Annotated in this window: 16 protein-coding genes; 2 read left to right on the top strand and 14 right to left on the bottom strand. The window is 45.6% G+C overall.

Going from position 1 to position 12663, the window contains the following annotated elements; translation table 11 throughout:
- Nucleotides 1-8: 8 nt before the first annotated feature.
- Nucleotides 9-668, bottom strand: coding sequence for an HAD-IA family hydrolase (locus FIU82_RS13280; RefSeq protein ID WP_053909869.1), 660 nt, complete (start codon nt 666-668; stop codon nt 9-11).
- A complete protein-coding gene (gene rpe / locus FIU82_RS13285) occupies nt 665-1339 on the bottom strand; it encodes a ribulose-phosphate 3-epimerase (protein ID WP_022945583.1) in 675 nt (224 codons plus the stop codon). Before rpe ends, FIU82_RS13280 begins: the two co-directional genes overlap by 4 nt.
- Before the next feature lie 253 nt (nt 1340-1592).
- Here rpe and FIU82_RS13290 point away from each other — a divergent pair, with 253 nt between their 5' ends.
- The gene (locus FIU82_RS13290; RefSeq protein WP_026111197.1) at nt 1593-1898 is read left to right on the top strand and encodes a hypothetical protein; all 306 of its coding nucleotides are present in this window, start codon (nt 1593-1595) and stop codon (nt 1896-1898) included.
- 15 nt (nt 1899-1913) lie between these two features.
- Nucleotides 1914-2093 carry a DUF2970 domain-containing protein gene (locus FIU82_RS13295; RefSeq protein ID WP_022945581.1) on the top strand — a complete coding sequence of 60 codons (180 nt, stop codon included), beginning with the start codon at nt 1914-1916 and terminating at the stop codon, nt 2091-2093.
- Here the strand turns inward: FIU82_RS13295 and FIU82_RS13300 are convergent.
- The 12 genes from FIU82_RS13300 to zapE form a co-directional block, all read right to left on the bottom strand.
- The gene (locus FIU82_RS13300; RefSeq protein ID WP_022945580.1) at nt 2049-2927 is read right to left on the bottom strand and encodes a Dam family site-specific DNA-(adenine-N6)-methyltransferase; all 879 of its coding nucleotides are present in this window, start codon (nt 2925-2927) and stop codon (nt 2049-2051) included. The two genes, FIU82_RS13295 and FIU82_RS13300, sit on opposite strands and share 45 nt — an antisense overlap.
- A gap of 69 nt (nt 2928-2996) precedes the next feature.
- A complete protein-coding gene (locus FIU82_RS13305) occupies nt 2997-4298 on the bottom strand; it encodes an SPOR domain-containing protein (RefSeq protein WP_152441264.1) in 1302 nt (433 codons plus the stop codon).
- Nucleotides 4298-5368 (bottom strand): 3-dehydroquinate synthase, encoded by a 1071-nt coding sequence (gene aroB, locus FIU82_RS13310; protein ID WP_152441265.1) that lies wholly within the window; start codon nt 5366-5368, stop codon nt 4298-4300. Before aroB ends, FIU82_RS13305 begins: the two co-directional genes overlap by 1 nt.
- Before the next feature lie 21 nt (nt 5369-5389).
- Nucleotides 5390-5908, bottom strand: a complete 519-nt coding sequence (gene aroK / locus FIU82_RS13315; protein ID WP_022945577.1) for a shikimate kinase AroK — start codon at nt 5906-5908, stop codon at nt 5390-5392.
- Nucleotides 5909-6127: 219 nt separating this feature from the next.
- Nucleotides 6128-6616 carry a ClpXP protease specificity-enhancing factor gene (locus FIU82_RS13320; RefSeq protein WP_022945576.1) on the bottom strand — a complete coding sequence of 163 codons (489 nt, stop codon included), beginning with the start codon at nt 6614-6616 and terminating at the stop codon, nt 6128-6130.
- Nucleotides 6616-7242, bottom strand: coding sequence for a stringent starvation protein SspA (gene sspA / locus FIU82_RS13325; protein WP_022945575.1), 627 nt, complete (start codon nt 7240-7242; stop codon nt 6616-6618). The genes FIU82_RS13320 and sspA overlap by 1 nt, the downstream gene beginning before the upstream one ends.
- A 127-nt stretch (nt 7243-7369) precedes the next feature.
- Nucleotides 7370-8107, bottom strand: coding sequence for a cytochrome c1 (locus tag FIU82_RS13330; protein WP_022945574.1), 738 nt, complete (start codon nt 8105-8107; stop codon nt 7370-7372).
- The gene (locus tag FIU82_RS13335) at nt 8104-9369 is read right to left on the bottom strand and encodes a cytochrome b N-terminal domain-containing protein (RefSeq protein ID WP_045979164.1); all 1266 of its coding nucleotides are present in this window, start codon (nt 9367-9369) and stop codon (nt 8104-8106) included. The genes FIU82_RS13330 and FIU82_RS13335 overlap by 4 nt, the downstream gene beginning before the upstream one ends.
- Nucleotides 9369-9965, bottom strand: coding sequence for a ubiquinol-cytochrome c reductase iron-sulfur subunit (gene petA, locus FIU82_RS13340; protein WP_022945572.1), 597 nt, complete (start codon nt 9963-9965; stop codon nt 9369-9371). The genes FIU82_RS13335 and petA overlap by 1 nt, the downstream gene beginning before the upstream one ends.
- A 467-nt stretch (nt 9966-10432) precedes the next feature.
- Nucleotides 10433-10822, bottom strand: a complete 390-nt coding sequence (rpsI, locus tag FIU82_RS13345) for a 30S ribosomal protein S9 (RefSeq protein WP_022945570.1) — start codon at nt 10820-10822, stop codon at nt 10433-10435.
- Between the two features lie 11 nt (nt 10823-10833).
- The gene (rplM, locus tag FIU82_RS13350) at nt 10834-11262 is read right to left on the bottom strand and encodes a 50S ribosomal protein L13 (RefSeq protein WP_022945569.1); all 429 of its coding nucleotides are present in this window, start codon (nt 11260-11262) and stop codon (nt 10834-10836) included.
- 230 nt (nt 11263-11492) lie between these two features.
- Nucleotides 11493-12581: a cell division protein ZapE gene (gene zapE, locus FIU82_RS13355; protein ID WP_130147171.1), complete on the bottom strand. Its 1089-nt coding sequence runs from the start codon at nt 12579-12581 to the stop codon at nt 11493-11495.
- Between the last annotated feature and the right edge of the window lie 82 nt (nt 12582-12663).

Genomic DNA, 12663 nt, shown 5'->3' on the forward strand with positions numbered 1-12663 from the left:
ATTACTGATCAATTAATGGTCGTGATTATATCTAAGAATTGGTCACAGAGGTACTGTGGATTGTATTGCCTTAAATCTTCGCCTTGATGGTAGCCATAGGTGAGTGCAAGGCAATCCATTGCGGCTGCCTGCGCAGCCAATAGGTCAGATTTGGAGTCTCCGATCATAAGGCAGTCCTTAGGTGCAACGGCTAATTGTTCGCTCGCACTCAAAAGCGGTGTCGGGGCCGGTTTCTTGTCGCCGTCATCGCCACATACAACAACATCGAAATGGCGAGCAATGGCCATTTTCTCTAACAGCGGCAAGGTAAAGCGACGCGCTTTATTAGTCACCACGGCTTTGGGAATATGTGCAAATGCTGCAAGTACCGTTTCTACATGGGGATAGAGCGCGCTATGCTCAGCGACTACCGCTTCATAATGGCTGAAAAACAGCGAGGTCGCTCGCTCTATATCTGCAGCGCTTAGGTGGGGATTCACCGCCATGTCACCGCTCAGGAGTCGTTTCACTAGCATCTCAATACCATTACCTACAAACTGACGCACCATAGTTTGCGAGACGATGGGCCGTGCTAAATCAGTTAGCATCAAGTTGCTAGCAATATACATATCCTCAGCGCTATCCACCAAGGTGCCGTCTAAGTCAAATAGCAGCGCTTGATACTTCACGCCTGCACCTTTGCCAATTGGTCGCGCATTTGCGTAATCACCGCTTTATAATCGGGTTGGTTGAAAATCGCCGAACCAGCCACGAACATATCGGCGCCGGCTGCTGCAACTTCAGCAATGTTATCTACTTTTATGCCGCCATCCACCTCCAAGCGAATATCACGGCCGCTGGCGTCAATCAATGCACGGGTCTGGCGCAGCTTTTCTAGTGTATGGGGAATAAAGCTTTGGCCACCAAAACCTGGATTCACCGACATCAGAAGAATAACGTCCAGTTTATCCATCACATGCTCTAAAATATGCAAAGGTGTTGCAGGATTGAGGACCAGCCCGGCTTTACAGCCCTGTTCTTTGATTAGCGCTAAGCTTCTATCAATGTGCTCACTGGCTTCGGGGTGGAAAGTAATAATACTGGCACCGGCTTGTGCAAACTGCGGAATTAAACTATCAACAGGCTTAACCATTAGGTGCACATCAATCGGTGCACTAATACCAAAGTCCCGTATCGCTTTGCACACCATAGGGCCAAAAGTAAGGTTGGGAACATAATGGTTATCCATTACATCGAAATGAATCACATCGGCTCCACCCGCCAATACGCGTTCTACTTCATCACCGAGGCGAGCAAAGTCGGCTGCTAAAATAGACGGCGCTATCAGGTAATCTTTCATATTACGGCTCCTTTGAACTTAGCCGTTACTTTAACGGAAAACAGACGAGCGTGTCAGCTTAGTAAATTAAGTTTGCGAACTTTGCTGCACAGATAAGTGAAAAGAAACAATAATTTAAAAACAAAAATTAACATTAATTAAACATAAGACCCTTATTTTTAAAGAAAAAGTTTTGTTTCTCAGTTAATATTCAGTTGTTTTTTTAATCAATATTGAGTAAGCTCTGGTTAATACTAATGGACTGGAGATGGATATGTTTGGCCTTAAAACTCGTACACTGCTTGTAGCAGCCGCTGCATTGGGTGTTACAGTCGCTGCCTTCAGCATAAACAGCTCAGTACAAGCGCAACAAGTGGCGTTAGAACAATGCCAATGTAATGGCTCCGCCTCTACCTACGATATCGATATGAAGCAAGCCTGTAACCACCAAGCCCAACAGTCTTGGTTCGCATGGTTAACTGGCGACAGCCGCAGCGCACAATTTCACTACCTCGATTTACTCGAACTATTGACCCGCGACGACAACAAGTCTCGCCAATTCTCAAGCAAATCTTACTAAGTCACGACTCTACTTATGTGGTCGCAACTGCAAAGCGTTATCGCCGCATTTTTTGGGGTTCAAAGTAATGCCAAGCGAGAGCATGACTTTAAGCACCATAATCCAAAAGTGCTTATTGCTATCGCTATCGTATTATTTATCGCGTTTATTTTAGGCGTGCTTGGTTTGGTTCAATTGGTATTGCCGGCCAGATAAATACATCGCCATCAACTCACTTACCTTATTGCGAGCATGTCCCTTGGGGCTAATTGTGCGCTTTACATTCAGCACATCAATACTCGCTTGCTCATATATTTTGCGCGTCCAAAGGGTATCATGGTTAGAGATCAACACCGAAGTATTACTTACTCCCGCTGCTTGCTCCGCTAAATTGGCAAGGTTAGCCTGATCATCAAGATTAAAACCACCTTTTGCATAAGAGGTGAACGATGCGGTTTTACTTAATGGCACATAAGGGGGATCGCAGTACACCACTGCATTTTTTGGCAACTGGGCAAAAACATCTTTATAGCTCAAACAAGTAAATGTCGCTCGCTGCGCCTTTTCAGCAAAGAAGTACATTTCCTTCTCTGGAAAGTAGGGCTTTTTGTATTTGCCAAATGGGACGTTAAAAATGCCTTTTAGGTTATAGCGGCACAGGCCATTGTAACCATGACGATTCATGTACAAAAATAATATGGCACGCTCGTAGGCATCGCGACTGGCATTAAACTGTTTGCGCAAACCATAGTAAATATCAGCATCATTATTGACCGCACTGAATAATTTACGAGCGTCACTGATAAACTCATCAGGGGCGTGGGTTAATTCACGGTAAAGGTTAATAAGATCAGCGTTGATATCATTGAGTACATAATGATCAAAGTGCGTATTAAGAAACACCGAGCCTGCGCCGACAAAGGGCTCGACCAGTGTCGTAGCGCGATTGCCCGTCAGCGCCTGTGCGGTATCTAAGCGCTTGGCAATATCATCTACCAAGCTATATTTGCCGCCCGCCCACTTCAGGAAAGCACGGGTTTTCTTTTGCATTAAATCACTTGCTCATCGGTTATGAATTAAATATCACAGCATCGCGGCGGGCGATGTTAACGCAAGATTCTACCGCAACTCAGGGTTAGGTTGCGAGTCTATCTCTGCTTTTATCTTACTGATTTGCTTTGCGTAGGGCTCTAAACTAGGCAGTAGCTCTGCAATTTCTGTAAGCTGTGCATCAATTGCGCTACGACTAGCGGGCTGTGCCCAAGTCAGAATATGCCATCCTTTATCAGCGCGTTGATAATGACGTACTTTTTTCTCGAGATTATGGCGGGCAATATACGCCTTTACCTGCTGCTCGTTAGACATCACAGTTAGTTGCCATAACCATAAATTATCATCTTGGCGGTTATACCAGTGATGATCATATGGCAGCGTGTGGCTATTGGTCGGTACGCTCTGTCGCTGTTCAGGCTCTGCTTCCTCTACTGGCTGTGCCTGCTCTGTAGCCGCCTGCGTGGCTGGCTGTTGCAGTGCTGCAACCACAGCTTGAGTATCATTTTCTAGCTTTTCAGTGATGAGATTGTCGTCACTCGCTTGCTCAGGCTGCTGCATGTTGCCCTCATGTTCGCCCTGCGAGGGTTGTTGCTGCTTTGCAAAGACCGCATCGTTAGCAACCACCGGCGCATTCTCGCTTTGTGGCAGCATGACCGTTAGTTCATCACGTTGATAAACCAAGCCAATAACAATCAAAATAGCAACAATCATGGTCGGCACGAGCCACCATCGCCGGGTTGGCTTTGCCGTGTGTTTTGGCATCTGCTGTTCTTGGTGCCACTGTAACAATAATGCTGGATTGCCGTGGCATTGACGCACGAATTCAGCAAAAATGGGGTCTTCTGCCGGTGGTAAGGTCTTATAAAAGCTTTGCATAAGACGTATGCTTTCCGAGTCGGATAGCGGTTCTAGATGAATATCTACGGCGTTTTCAAATAGTTCTGCGCGAGAAGATGCACAGAGAATATACAGAACGCCTGGCGCTGTTTTCGCAAGCTTTTCTAACTCAATGATCAGTTCCTGCGATAGCTGTTTGGCGTTATCTATAACCCAAAGTAACTGTCGCTCCCCCTGCTCCTTTACTAACCGATAGAAGTTATCACTGAGGGTCTCGTTTACATCCACCAAAGGATAAGAAAAGCTATGCTCCAACAGGTGAGTCACCACATCTTCATCCCGCGTCTTAGCGCCAACTTCAATATAGGCCTTACTAAAGGGTTCGTAGTGGTCGGTTACAAAGTGCTCTAAAAGATAGCTCTTACCGAATCCTGGAGCGGCAACCAAATGAATAAGGTTTTGCCCATAGCTAAATTGCAGCGCGATGCGTTTAGCTAAGGCTGCTCGCGAGGGAAGTATTTGCGATTGCATTAGCGTGAAAACAAAGTATCTAACTCGGCCTCTGATACATCATCGATAAGTTCACAGCGACCAAAAGCAGTAGGAAGGATAAAGCGTATGCGGCCTGCCTTATTCTTTTTATCTTTTCTCATATGCACGATAAAGTCTTGGCAGCTCATTTGCTCTGGCGCGCTGGTTGGTAAATCATAATTCGCTAATAAAGTCACAATGCGCGTTAATTCTTGTTCACTAAGCCAACCACGCATCACGGCTAACTTCGCGGCTAATACCATCCCGGCGGCTACGGCCTCACCATGTAACCACTGGCCATAGCCCATGTGTGCCTCGATAGCATGGCCAAAGGTATGACCGAGATTGAGCAGAGCACGCAGGCCCGCTTCTTTCTCATCTTGGGCAACAATTTGTGCTTTAATTTCACAGCAACGATGGATAACTTTCGGTAACAACTGCGGGTGCTGTGCCTTGATTTCATCACTGTGCTGTTCTAGTTGTGCAAATAAATCGGCATCATAAATTAGCCCATATTTGACCACTTCCGCCATTCCTGCAGCAAATTCCTTGCTCGGCAAAGTGTTGAGCACACGATTATCAATAAATACCGCTTGCGGCTGGTAAAAAGCGCCAATCATATTTTTCCCAAGGGGATGATTAACGGCTGTTTTGCCGCCGACAGACGAGTCAACTTGCGATAACAGAGTCGTTGGAATTTGTATAAAGTCGATGCCGCGCTGATAACACGCCGCAACAAAGCCGGTAAGGTCGCCAATGACACCTCCGCCTAGCGCTAGCAGGCAAGTGTCACGTCCACAATTATGCTCAAGCAAAAACGCATTTAAGCGCTCGAACCATTGCAGCGTTTTAAATTGCTCACCATCAGGCATCACGAACACTAATGGTTGGTGTTCATGCAAGGTATTTATGAGGATATCTAGATACAGCGGGGCGATGGTTTCATTGGTGACAATCACTGGTCGATTTTGACCTAAGAATGACCCTAGACGCTCAGAATCGCGCAGTAAATTATCACCAATGAAAATGGGGTAACTGCGCTCACCTAGTTCAACATTAAGTTCCAGCATGCGCAATTCTCCCTGGTTTATTTAGAAATCAAGCTTCTCAATGATTTGGTTAGCGACCACTTTGGCGCTTTGCTCGTCGGTGCGAACCGTGAAGTCAGCCACTTCTTGATAGAGCGGGTTACGCTCCTCAGCTAGACGCTCTAACACGTCTTGTGGATCTTCTTTAGTTTGCAGTAGCGGACGACGTTTGTCGCGCTGGGTGCGAGCCACTTGCTTTTCGATTGGGGTTTCTAGGTATACCACGATACCACGTGCAGACAGTTTGTTGCGTACTTCTTTACTGACTACAGAGCCACCACCCGTTGCAAGTACAATACCTTGAAGCTCGGTTAAATCAGTGATCACAGTCTCTTCGCGACGACGAAAACCTTCTTCGCCCTCAATATCGAACACCCACGCAATATCGGCACCAGTGCGGCGCTCAATTTCGTTATCTGAGTCATAAAACTCAAGGTGTAGTTGATCTGCGATGTGACGACCAATTGTGCTCTTGCCGGCCCCCATTGGGCCTACTAGAAATATATTACGTTTCTCAGCCATATTTTTTAGTACAAACGAACTCTAAAATTTGAATTAAAAACCCCGCCTCGCGACTGGCCCCAAAATCAAGGGGGAGATTATCTCAGTAATTTATGCCTGTTTTCAAGCATAATACAGTAAATAATTACAGTAGGCGGTCGGTCACGGAAACAGCCCTCGGGAAGTAGTGTAGATGACCTTCACCGAGAGTGAGCTGTTTTAGCCAAAGGTGTAGCTAGGCTATTTGATCACTTTTAAGTGACTGCCTTTTTTGCCCTTACTCTTGTCTTCCTGACTGGTTTCACGGCTAGCTTGTGGGTTTGGATTGTCAATGGCCTCCAGTCCAGGCTGCGGTTCAGGCAACTCTTCAGACTGTGGCTGTGAAGGCGTTACACCTGAGCGTTCTTGCTCTTCGTAGGTTTCATCCTGAGTAAACACCGTCCCTTCACCGTTTTCCCGTGCATATATCGCTAACACAGCGCCCATTGGCACATAGACCTGCATCGGCTGACCACCGAATCGAGCATTAAATGTCAGCAGAGCGTTGTCCATTGAGAACTGAGTAACCGCGCTTGGGCTTATATTCAACACAATTTGTCCATCTTGAACAAACTGAGTAGGCACTTGCACGTTAGGAAAATCGGCGTTAACAACCAAGTGCGGTGTGCACTGGTTGTCAACAATCCAATCGTAAAAGGCGCGTAGCAGATAAGGTCTGTTAGGCGTCATTATAGACGAATCTCACGTTCGGCTTCGGTTAGTGATGCTTGGAATGACTCACGCTCAAACAAACGAATCATGTATTCTTTCAGCTCCTTGCTACCAGCACCTTCTAAGCTAATGCCTAATTCAGGTAAACGCCATAATAGTGGCGCAAGGTAACAGTCAACAAGACTAAACTCTTCGCTCATAAAATAAGGCGCTTCGTTAAAGATAGGAGCCACAGCAAGTAATGCTTCGGTCAATTCTTTACGCGCTTGTTCAGCATCACTGCCACCGGCATAAATTTTCGCTGCCAGTGAGTACCAGTCTGTTTCGATACGGTGCATCATCAAGCGACTACGACCACGCATGACTGGGTAAACAGGCATTAATGGAGGATGTGGAAAACGCTCATCCAGATATTCCATAATGATGTTCGCTTGGTATAAACCAAGTTCACGATCAATCAGAGTGGGTACAGTGCCATATGGGTTAATCTCGTGTAACGCTTCTGGCAAGTTATCCTTCTCCGCCAAGTGGATATCCACGCTAACTCCTTTTTCCGCCAAGACAATACGAACTTGGTGGCTGTACATACAATTAGCACCGGAAAACAGCGTCATTACAGGGCGTTTATTGGCAGCAACGGCCATGCCTACCTCCATCAAAAAATCACAAAGTACAAAATACTTTTGCGTCATGGCCCAAAATTTGAGCAATGACTTTAAACGGCAATAGGGGCATGTTGCCCCTATTGAGTTAACTGGTTGAATATTCTAATTAATGAACATCTCGCCAGTATTCTTTCTTCAAAAAGAAAGCGAGGATAAACAGAATCACCAAAAAGCCGATGACCTTAATACCCAGCGCCTCTGAATCTAAGCGCGAAGGCTCACCTACATACGCCATGAAGTTTGCTAGGTCGCGGGCAGCTTGGTCGTATTCATCGACACTCATTTCCCCGGTCCCATCGGTCTCAGTACCCACAACTTTTTGTACTGTTTTACCATTTTGCTCAACTTCTTCGTAAATTGGCGTTGGTAGACCTTGCAACTCTTGCAACACGTGCGGCATACCTACTGATGGGAACACTACGTTGTTCACACCAAAAGGACGCGACTCATCTTTATAAAACGACTTTAAGTACGTATAGATGTAGTCAGGTGACTTAACACGTGCGATTAAGGTTAAATCCGGCGGAGCCGCACCAAACCATTTCGCTGCATCTTCTTCACCCATCGCATTTTTAATATGGCTACCTACTTTTGAACCATCAAAAATAAGCGTCTCTTCGCCGATTTCAGTAGGAATACCGATATCGCGGAAAGTACGCTGGTAGCGTTGATACTGCATTTGGTGACAACCTAAGCAGTAATTCATGAACAACTTGGCACCACGCTGTAATGATGCCTGGTCCTTTAGGTCAATGTTCGCGTCTTGCAGCGGCATTGAAGGACCTGCTGCCATCGACAAAGTAGGCAGCAATGCGAATAAACCGATAACTAGTTTCTTCATCATTTCGTCAACCTCTCTGGCAATGGCTTGGTTTTCTCGTTTTTACTGTAGAAGAACAGTAACACAAAGAACATGAAATAGGTCACCGTACAAATCTGCGACAGAATTGTTTTGAAATCAGTTTGCGGTGTTGCACCAACCCAACCAAGAATAACAAAGGTCACAACGAACTGGGCAATATTCAATTTGTGGAAACCACAACGATAGCGAATAGAGCGTACGCGACCACGGTCAATCCAAGGTAGTAAAGCTAACACCACAATAGAAGCACCCATAGCCACAACACCCAGTAGTTTATCTGGAATTGCACGCAAGATTGCGTAGAACGGTGTGAAGTACCATACCGGGAAAATATGCTCAGGCGTTTTCAGCGGGTTCGCCGCTTCAAAGTTTGGTGCTTCCAGGAAGAAGCCGCCCATCTCTGGCGTAAAGAACACGATATAAGAGAAAATAATCAAGAAGCCAACCACACCAACAATGTCTTTCACTGTGTAGTAAGGGTGGAACGGTATGGCATCGACAATATCTTTCTTATCGGTGTAATACTCGTGGAATTTGAATTTCGCTTTGTCTTCTTCCGCAACAGTACCTTTTTTACGTTTAATATCGATACCGTCAGGGTTGTTAGAGCCCACTTCGTGCAGCGCAACAATGTGTAAGAACACGAGAATAACGAGCACTAATGGCAGCGCGATAACGTGCAATGCAAAGAAACGGTTCAAAGTGGCACCAGAGATAACATAGTCACCACGGATCCACAGTGTTAGATCATCACCAATAACCGGAATCGCACCAAACAGTGAGATAATAACCTGAGCACCCCAGAATGACATCTGACCCCATGGTAATAGGTAGCCCATGAAGGCTTCAGCCATTAATGCTAGGAAGATAAACATACCAAACAACCACAATAGCTCACGCGGTTTTTGATATGAACCGTAGATCATGCCACGGAACATGTGCAAATAAACCACCACGAAGAAGGCAGATGCCCCTGTAGAGTGGAGATAACGCAGTAGCCAGCCGTATTCAACATCACGCATGATATATTCAACGGAAGCAAAAGCACCTTCAGCAGAAGGTACAAAGTTCATGGTCAACCAAATGCCCGTGACGATTTGGTTTACTAGCACGAGCATGGCCAATGAGCCAAAGAAGTACCAGAAGTTAAAGTTTTTCGGTGCTGGATATTGTGCGATGTGCATATTCCAGACGCGAGTCATGGGAATACGTTCATCAATCCAATTGATAATATTACCAAACATTATGCTGCCCCTTCGCCTTTTTCACCACCGACCAAAATCGTGGTGTCATCAATGAAGTAATAAGGAGGGATCTCAAGGTTCAGTGGAGCGGGAACCGATTGGAATACTCGACCTGCCATATCAAACTTAGAACCGTGACATGGACAGAAGAAACCATCATCAGTACCTTCCACTTTCTCGCCAAAGCCACCTTGTAAGAAGCTAGGAGAGCAACCTAAGTGAGTACAGATACCCACAGCGACAAAGATATCGTCTTTGCGAGAACGCATTGGGTTCTTAGCAAATTCAGGCTGTTGTGGTTCCTCAGATTGAGGATCTCGCAGCTGATCTTCGTGCTCTTTAAGTTGTTTTAACATGTCAGGCGTACGCGAGATAACCCATACAGGTTTGCCTCGCCACTCAACACGGATTAGTTGTCCTGGCTCAATCTTCGAGATATCAACTTCTACGGGAGCACCCGCAGATTTAGCTCTCTCACTTGGGTTCCAAGACGCGATAAAAGGAACAGCAGCTCCAACCGCACCAACACCACCTACAACAGAGGTAGCTATGGTTAAAAAGCGGCGTCGGCTGTTGTCTACAGGCGCATTGCTCATCCACTTATCTCCACTATGATTCTCAACACTTGCTATATTGAGAACATCAGTTACAGCAGGTTAATTTTTGAAGTTACAAAATAGAAGCGATCATAAATAAAAGCCTTGATTAAAACAAGGTTATTCATTGTCTCACCGCCAATAAACACCGCCATTATTGCCATGCAACTTTTTACGGCATAGATCAGCGTGAACGATCATATCGCGGTTACTTGCTGGTGACGGTGACAAAGATCAATATCGGTTCAGCAAAGTATTAAAAATCACTTCATCGGTTTATTTGCCACGCAATTGTAGCAAAATTTTATCAAAAATAGTGGCGCGATGGGCATTAAATGAGGGAAATAATAGAAAAATATCAAACTTTAAGGCAGTAACGGGGGAGATGGCACTTTATCATTGCCTAAAGTAAAAAACCCAGTTTGCCAAAGCAAAGCCGGGTTTTGAAATTCTGGATACGTAAAAAATTAACGCTTCGAGAATTGAGTGTTCTTACGTGCTTTCTTAAGACCCACTTTCTTACGCTCAACTTTACGAGCATCGCGAGTAACAAAGCCAGCTTTACGAAGGTCTGAACGAAGTGACTCGTCGAACTCCATAAGCGCACGGGTAATACCGTGACGGATTGCACCAGCTTGACCTGTAGAACCACCACCTTCAACAGTGATGTATAGGTCAAACTTTTCAGTCATTTCAACAAGCTCTAATGGCTGACGAACAACCATGCGAGACGTTTCACGACTGAAGTATTCTTCGATAGAACGTTGATTAATTACGATGTTGCCAGTGCCTGGGCGTAGGAATACGCGAGCACTTGAACTTTTACGACGACCTGTACCGTAGTATTGATTTGCCATGACTGTGCTCCTTAAATGTCTAGAACCTGAGGCTGCTGTGCAGCGTGATTGTGCTCAGTACCTGCGTAAACTTTAAGCTTACGGAACATTGCACGGCCTAGAGGACCACGTGGCAACATGCCTTTAACCGCTTTTTCAATGATCATCTCAGGCTTGCTAGCTTGAAGTTTCTCAAAGTTAGTAGACTTCAGGCCACCTGGGTAACCAGTGTGCGCATAGTACATTTTGTTCTGAGCTTTGTTACCAGTTACAGTAACTTTGTCAGCGTTGATTACGATGATGTAGTCACCAGTGTCAACGTGTGGAGTGTACTCTGCTTTATGCTTACCGCGAAGACGACGAGCGATTTCAGTAGCGATGCGACCTAAAGTTTTACCTTCGGCGTCAACTACGTACCAGTCACGTTTTACTGATTCTGGTTTAGCAACAAACGTTTTCATTCTAAAAATCCAATGTTTTCAATTTTAAAACCACAGGCAGTTTATTAACTGCCGCTCTACTAATGCTTTAACCCCTTCGAGTTTAAGACTTGATACTGTAAATAGTGGCTAAGCTAAATACAGTGATAGAACGCAACGTGGCAGGCGCGGGAGTATAGCAGTTTGAAAATCCCTTGGCTACCGCCGCGCTGATTTTTTATGCAGTGATAGGAGCTGTAAAAACGAACCGGCTAAGCTAAATGAGGGCGTTCTAGATATTCGCGTGATTGCATCTCTTGCAATCGGCTGACACAGCGTTTGAACTCAAAGTTTAAGTTCCCTTGAGTATAGAGCGCTTCGATGGGCGCTTGTGCGGAGATAATCAGCGTCACATTACGCTCATAAAACTCATCGACTAACGCAATAAAACGACGCGCAGCGTCATCATTGTGTTGCCCCATTTGTTTCACATTGGCCAGTAACACGGTGTTATAAAGGCGGGAGATTTCCATATAATCCACTTGCGAGCGCGCACTTTCACACAGTTCGGCAAAATCAAACATCACAATGCAGTCACTAACCATGCGTGTTTGAATCATCCGCCCTTCAATTTCAATGGCCTCGTTTGCTCTGCCCGGTTCGGGGGATAGTTGCTCGAAATAAGCAAATAGGTTTTGATCCGCTTGCTCATCAAGCGGACTGTGAAAAATTTCCGCTTGCTCTAAGGTGCGCAAGCGATAATCAACGCCGGAATCGACATTCACTATCTCAGTATTAGCCTTTACCAGCTCAATTGCGGGCAGGAAACGTGCCCGCTGCAAGCCATTTTTATACAGCTCATCAGGCACAATATTAGACGTCGCAACTAATACAATCCCTCTCGCAAACAGCGCTTCCATTAGGCCACCTAATAGCATGGCGTCAGTGATATCCTGAACAAAAAACTCATCAAAGCAGATGATGTCGGTTTCGGCTTTGAGTTTATCGGCCACCACCAACAGCGGGTTTTTAACATCTTGTAATTGTTTTAGTTCCTGATGTACACGGTGCATAAAGCGGTGAAAATGCACACGCATTTTACGCTCAGTCGGCAGAGCCTCGTAAAAGGTATCGACCAGATAGGTCTTACCACGCCCTACTCCTCCCCAAAAGTAAAGCCCTTTAATGGCCTTCGTGCTATCCTTGGCAAACAGCTTAGAGAAAAAACCGCGCGGCTTTTCAGGCTGAGCAACAATGTCATCATACAGGCGTTGCAGGTGGCGCACCGCGTTTTCTTGTGCTTCATCATGGAGGAAGTCATCGCGCTGTAAATCTTGTTGATATTTTTGCCAAGGTGTCATGGTGATAGGAGCAATACTAGGGATTAATTTTCGCGCTATCTTAACACGGCTGACAACAAAGCGTATATTTGACTCAGTAAAG

It is taken from the genome of Pseudoalteromonas sp. THAF3, assembly GCF_009363775.1.
GTDB classification, from domain to species: domain Bacteria; phylum Pseudomonadota; class Gammaproteobacteria; order Enterobacterales; family Alteromonadaceae; genus Pseudoalteromonas; species Pseudoalteromonas ruthenica.

Coding starts and splice junctions, on each gene's coding strand:
- FIU82_RS13335 (WP_045979164.1), bottom strand. CDS start 9,369: ATGTTTGGTAATATTATCAATTGGATTGATGAACGTATTCCCATGACT.
- rpsI (WP_022945570.1), bottom strand. CDS start 10,822: ATGGCAAATCAATACTACGGTACAGGTCGTCGTAAAAGTTCAAGTGCT.
- FIU82_RS13330 (WP_022945574.1), bottom strand. CDS start 8,107: ATGATGAAGAAACTAGTTATCGGTTTATTCGCATTGCTGCCTACTTTG.
- zapE (WP_130147171.1), bottom strand. CDS start 12,581: ATGACACCTTGGCAAAAATATCAACAAGATTTACAGCGCGATGACTTC.
- FIU82_RS13295 (WP_022945581.1), top strand. CDS start 1,914: ATGTGGTCGCAACTGCAAAGCGTTATCGCCGCATTTTTTGGGGTTCAA.
- FIU82_RS13305 (WP_152441264.1), bottom strand. CDS start 4,298: ATGCAATCGCAAATACTTCCCTCGCGAGCAGCCTTAGCTAAACGCATC.
- FIU82_RS13320 (WP_022945576.1), bottom strand. CDS start 6,616: ATGACGCCTAACAGACCTTATCTGCTACGCGCCTTTTACGATTGGATT.
- FIU82_RS13300 (WP_022945580.1), bottom strand. CDS start 2,927: ATGCAAAAGAAAACCCGTGCTTTCCTGAAGTGGGCGGGCGGCAAATAT.
- petA (WP_022945572.1), bottom strand. CDS start 9,965: ATGAGCAATGCGCCTGTAGACAACAGCCGACGCCGCTTTTTAACCATA.
- rpe (WP_022945583.1), bottom strand. CDS start 1,339: ATGAAAGATTACCTGATAGCGCCGTCTATTTTAGCAGCCGACTTTGCT.
- rplM (WP_022945569.1), bottom strand. CDS start 11,262: ATGAAAACGTTTGTTGCTAAACCAGAATCAGTAAAACGTGACTGGTAC.
- sspA (WP_022945575.1), bottom strand. CDS start 7,242: ATGGCCGTTGCTGCCAATAAACGCCCTGTAATGACGCTGTTTTCCGGT.
- aroB (WP_152441265.1), bottom strand. CDS start 5,368: ATGCTGGAACTTAATGTTGAACTAGGTGAGCGCAGTTACCCCATTTTC.
- aroK (WP_022945577.1), bottom strand. CDS start 5,908: ATGGCTGAGAAACGTAATATATTTCTAGTAGGCCCAATGGGGGCCGGC.
- FIU82_RS13290 (WP_026111197.1), top strand. CDS start 1,593: ATGTTTGGCCTTAAAACTCGTACACTGCTTGTAGCAGCCGCTGCATTG.